The organism is Erysipelatoclostridium sp. An15, assembly GCF_002160675.1.
Taxonomy (GTDB): Bacteria; Bacillota_I; Bacilli_A; order Erysipelotrichales; family Coprobacillaceae; genus Thomasclavelia; species Thomasclavelia merdavium.
This window is the reverse complement of record NZ_NFLA01000090.1, coordinates 1-4,176: the sequence shown is the minus strand read 5'-3', so window position 1 is coordinate 4,176 and position 4,176 is coordinate 1. Positions and strand designations below refer to the sequence as shown.

At 27.1% G+C, this 4,176-nt stretch carries 5 protein-coding genes and 1 pseudogene; 1 reads left to right on the top strand and 5 read right to left on the bottom strand.

The genetic code is table 11. The annotated features are described in order from the left end of the window. Positions 1-210 (top strand): annotated as a pseudogene (locus B5E92_RS15740) (ATP-binding protein); the annotation flags it as partial. A 283-nt stretch (positions 211-493) separates the two neighbouring features. Here the strand turns inward: B5E92_RS15740 and B5E92_RS14960 are convergent. The 5 genes from B5E92_RS14960 to B5E92_RS14940 all read right to left on the bottom strand — a co-directional run bounded on the left by B5E92_RS14960 (position 494) and on the right by B5E92_RS14940 (position 4,110). After that, positions 494-1,159: a LytTR family DNA-binding domain-containing protein gene (locus B5E92_RS14960; RefSeq protein WP_087303485.1), complete on the bottom strand. Its 666-nt coding sequence runs from the start codon at positions 1,157-1,159 to the stop codon at positions 494-496. 84 nt (positions 1,160-1,243) lie between these two features. Continuing rightward, positions 1,244-1,825, bottom strand: a complete 582-nt coding sequence (locus tag B5E92_RS14955; RefSeq protein WP_087303483.1) for a hypothetical protein — start codon at positions 1,823-1,825, stop codon at positions 1,244-1,246. A gap of 182 nt (positions 1,826-2,007) precedes the next feature. Then, the gene (locus tag B5E92_RS14950; protein WP_087303481.1) at positions 2,008-2,673 is read right to left on the bottom strand and encodes a nucleotidyltransferase family protein; all 666 of its coding nucleotides are present in this window, start codon (positions 2,671-2,673) and stop codon (positions 2,008-2,010) included. A gap of 43 nt (positions 2,674-2,716) precedes the next feature. Beyond that, positions 2,717-3,256: a DUF1697 domain-containing protein gene (locus B5E92_RS14945; RefSeq protein WP_087303479.1), complete on the bottom strand. Its 540-nt coding sequence runs from the start codon at positions 3,254-3,256 to the stop codon at positions 2,717-2,719. A 368-nt stretch (positions 3,257-3,624) separates the two neighbouring features. After that, positions 3,625-4,110: a transcriptional regulator gene (locus B5E92_RS14940; RefSeq protein WP_204245293.1), complete on the bottom strand. Its 486-nt coding sequence runs from the start codon at positions 4,108-4,110 to the stop codon at positions 3,625-3,627. Positions 4,111-4,176 lie beyond the last annotated feature (66 nt).

The window sequence follows — 4,176 nt, the reverse complement described above, 5'->3', positions numbered from 1 at the left end:
TTGTTTTTTGGCTTTAATCGAGCATTGGCGATGTCATGTTCATGGCAAAGAATAGTTATGGTTTTTGCAGTTAATATTTTAGCGATAGTTTTATTGATACTGTTAAAGCGTTTAAAAATATTACCAGGTGAAAAACTTTTAGACCATCAAGCTAATTTATTTATTATATTTAATTTCTTTGTGTTATATGCATTAATACTAAAAATATAAGCTACATTAAAAACTGAACTATAAAAAGCATTCTTCTTTACAAACTTTCCTAACAGACAACTAACATAAACAAAATCAAATGCCCAAATACATGTATTAGAAACCATATATTCTTGTAAAACTAAAGAATTTGTTCCTGTCAATAAATAATTTATGATCGAATAAAAAAATCCTAAACATAGAATCTTTTTAAACGCAATTTTTCTTTTAGACAAAAACATTAAAACAAAGGTAAGAGAAATCACATAGACTAAACAAAATAAATACTCTAATAAATTAGCAATCATCTGTATTTTCCAAAAAAGATTCGTTTTATCAAAGTACGATTACGAACACTTACTTCAAAACGACTATTAACCCCTTCTAAATAAACATTATCATTTTGAAAATCAATAATTTTATTTTGGTTTATAATTGTATCCCGATTAATCTTTATAAAACGATTATCTAATTTCTCTCTTACTTTTTTTAATGTCACATTTTTTATCATTAAACTTTTATTTTTATAAACAATCGAAACAATTCGTCCCCCTAAAAACTGGCAATAAATAATATCATTAATTCTAACCAATGTTTCTTGACCATGAACATTAAAACTAACAGTATAATTATCTTTAATTAATGTTATCATTTCATCAACTTTATTATATAACTCATTTTCTAAGTTGCTTTTAGAAATATATCCATAAACATTTGGTCCAAACGCTTCTTTAATTCGTGTATCATAATTAGTAATAAAAACAATTTTAGTATCAAGATTCTTTTTAGAAAATTCAATTCCATCAACATCAGGCATATCAATGTCCAACAAAATAAAATCCAAATCACGATCTATTTCTTTAACCGAACGATATAAAAATAATGATAACCCCTGATAATGTGTTTTTAATTTATCATTGATTACTGTTAGCCAATTTGGCTGATCATCAATTATCCCTATTTTAATCACACTATCGTCCTCCATATTTATCATAAAAATAGCTGTAATAATCTATCTATAATTATTACAGCTCCCATTTCAAAACCATTTATATTAAATATGCTGGTTGCGGCATAATAACTTATTTAAAACTATCCAAATTACTAAGATTATTAATCCATAATAAAATACTTCACTTAACATAACATAATTACTCATTAAACAATATCCATAATACATAGATATTAATAAAGCAACTGTGTTTAATAAAAATAAAACAATTAGATTCCCTCGATAACGCACTAATTTTAAATAATGAACTCCTGCTAAGATACCAGCACTTAATAAAGTTATTATATAACTCGCTAATGAAGAAAACTGCATATTCATACAAACATTTAAATAAAGAATAGCAACAGAAATTATCGGCTGAATAAAATAATAACAAATTCCATAAAATAGCCCTTTATTAAGTTCTTTACACATTATAGCAATTATTAAAATATTAACGGGATAAAACGCTACATATCCAACAGTATTTTTAGTTAGGTCCATTGATAATAGAAAATAATTAATAATAATACTAATTACACTAATAATCATAATTTTATTTTTATTATCATCCAATAGATGAACTATTTGAAGCATCGCTGCTATAATAATAATCTTAACCATTTCTTCTAATAATATAGTCATTGTATTAATTCCCTTTCCCATGTTATTAGATTATTTGTTAGTAAATATACTTTTTTATATTATAGCGTGAAAATAGGATTTTAGCAAATTATGACTTTTTTCTTGTTAAAATGATAAAAATCGCCATAAAAAAAGAAGTATTAAAGACACTAGTCTGTATACTTCAATCTTAAAATATAATATTATAAATTATTCATATTTATGAGCCATTTTTGGCTCCATGTAAATAATATGTTTGACATTTCTTTAAAATCAATAACTCCACCATTTTTTATCGTTAAAAAAGTATCAACAATAATACGTTCTTCAGGTAAAACAATTTTCAATAATTCACTTTGCTGTCTAATATAATGACCTGTTTGTTTAAAATAAATTGCTTGAACAACAAAAGATGCTGCTTTATATAACCCCTTTAAAATATCTTCACTTTTATCATACAACATATTATGTACACATCCATGATAAATATTGCATACACCTGTTTTAATTGCTCTATTTAATGCAGTATCATCAATCAATACCAATAAATCATCAAGGCTACCTTTTATCGGCTTAGTATCATAATAAAATTGGAAAAGATCGGCAGCATCCCAATTCATCAGTTCACCTTTTCCAGAAAGAAAACCACATATTAATTCACGATATGATAAAGTATCCAGCATTCTATCATAAATTTGAAGATCATTAATCGTCAATTCATCAAGTATTACCACCATGTCAATATCACTATTTTCAGTTGCTTCACCTCGAGCATAACTTCCCTGAATCCCAACAAACCATACCCGTTGTTTAAATGTTTCATCCAATGCTTTCAAGAAATATTTCATCCAGATATCTATATCAATCATTTTTAATCACCTCACCTTTCATATATTAGAAATTCAAAAACTATTACATTTTAACTATTTTTTTAATAGTATTTGCTGTTCTTATCGTTAATCTATTACTGATATCAATACTGGCTGTTTTTTGCCACCAGTTTGTTTTTCGGTACTCCTTCCTATTAAAAGACCAGAAAATTACATTATCATAATTTTCAATCTTTTCCAATTCTTTTTTAGGTTCACCAATTTCATCATATACTTTTGAAAATGTAGCCGGAGCTAAAATAAAAATAAGATTATCATAAATTTCTTTATTGTCAGTTCCCCACCAATCAGGTGCATGATTTAAAATATCTTCAAGTCCTACTTTTGTAATAACCAAAACCGGAATTTCAAAACCAAAACTAGCTTCTAATTTTACCTCAATTTGTTCTTTTAAATACCCCAAATCATCTTTTGCACTTAAAAAAATAACATTACCACTATTTAAATATGTTTTTACTTCCGTAAATCCCCATTTTTCAAACTCTTTTTTTAATTCTGCCATTGGAACCTTATTTTTACCACCTACATTGATTCCTCGCAAAAAAGCTACATATTTTTCCATTTTAATAATTACCTTTATTATAAAATCTCACTCTAATTCCCTGCAAGTATAACATAATCGTTAAATGTATAATTGTCTTTTGCGGATTTTTATATTCATAATATCCAAATTTCACGTCCTATTCATAGTTTCCTAGCAAACAGGTATCATTACAGATATCACACATATTTCTCATTAAGCACACTATCTACATGTTGCTAGTAACATGTAATTATGTATTTCAACAAGAAAGTATTTAAGCTTTCCCTTTATGCAATATAGCGCTCATTTGGATAATATAGGTATAACATTTTTGCCATCTCAAATCCTTGTAAAATAAACGTTCCAGATGCTCTATAGCATAACATTGCTTCACATCCATATTCCCATTATTGTTTTCTATATGTATATACAATTCCAATTAAAGAACCAATAAAAACCAATGGCGCTAATCTTACAAACAAAAATTCAAAGCCATGTAATAGAGTGCCTACAATTGCCAACTCAGGATCGTTAAAATTCCAAGTCAAATATTCACTATTAATACCTGCAAAAGCAATAAATACTACTACAATGATTGCACACACTGTAATGAACAAACAACGAATTGTTCGAACTCTCATTTCATTTCTTTTCGCAAGCTGAAGATTGATAACTTCAAGTTTTTCAGAAATATTCTTTAAACTTCCCTCATTCAAACTTTCTTCATGTATAGTTTCTCCAAGCAGAGTACTTACAGAAGTATCAAATTCTTCTGCTAATAAGACAAGCAAACTTGAATCAGGAACCGATAACCCTTTTTGAATTCCGATATCGGAATTCAGCGGGATATCCCGACTTTCTAAAGATTCCGATAAATAAAAACATAAGACCAACTATCTTTGATGATAATTGGTCTTTTTTGATGTGAACTGATTAAAATGTCGGAATCTTTTATAGAC

What these genes read in the sequence shown, in the direction of transcription:
- B5E92_RS14950 (WP_087303481.1), bottom strand. Translation starts at nt 2,673, where the DNA reads ATGATTGATATAGATATCTGGATGAAATATTTCTTGAAAGCATTGGAT.
- B5E92_RS14955 (WP_087303483.1), bottom strand. Translation starts at nt 1,825, where the DNA reads ATGACTATATTATTAGAAGAAATGGTTAAGATTATTATTATAGCAGCG.
- B5E92_RS14945 (WP_087303479.1), bottom strand. Translation starts at nt 3,256, where the DNA reads ATGGAAAAATATGTAGCTTTTTTGCGAGGAATCAATGTAGGTGGTAAA.